Here is a 491-nt window from a genome sequence, read left to right as displayed (position 1 = left end):
TAGATTTCTCTTTGCTTCCATCTTCGAAAGCTGGTTCAACTGTTTCATCAATTGGAACAAGTGGGTCGCCACCTTGGAAGCTTGGAGTGCCTGTTTGTGGAAGTCCTTGAGGACCTGTACTTGTTGCACCGGTTCCTGTTGGGGTCACTTTCGTAAACTCTGGGCTGTAAGTCGCAGTAACTGGAGTGCCATTCTTATCCACACGTTTCACTGTAACTGGATCTGGGTTTCCAACAAACTGCTTGTCTGGAGTGAAGGTTACAGTTCCGTCTGGTGCAATCGTGTAAGTTCCTTGACCTTGAATAGATTTCTCTTTGCTTCCATCTTCGAAAGTTGGCTCTACTGTTTCATCAATTGGAACCAGTGGATCGCCGCCTTGGAAGCTTGGAGTGCCCGTTTGTGGAACACCTTGAGGACCTGTACTTGTTGCACCAGTTCCTGTAGGTGTTACTTCTTTCACTACCGCTTGGTACTTGACAGTAACAGGAGTT

At 47.0% G+C, this 491-nt stretch carries 1 protein-coding gene; it reads right to left on the bottom strand.

Annotation, left to right across the window (positions count from 1 at the left end; all coding sequences use genetic code 11):
• Positions 1-491, bottom strand: a 491-nt coding sequence (locus tag HMPREF2655_RS10460; RefSeq protein WP_257367888.1) for a hypothetical protein, incomplete at both ends; no start/stop codon positions are given.

It is taken from the genome of Streptococcus sp. HMSC066F01 (genome assembly GCF_001837335.1).
Lineage (GTDB): Bacteria > Bacillota > Bacilli > Lactobacillales > Streptococcaceae > Streptococcus > Streptococcus oralis_S.
This window is presented reverse-complemented; position numbering and strand designations above follow the sequence as displayed.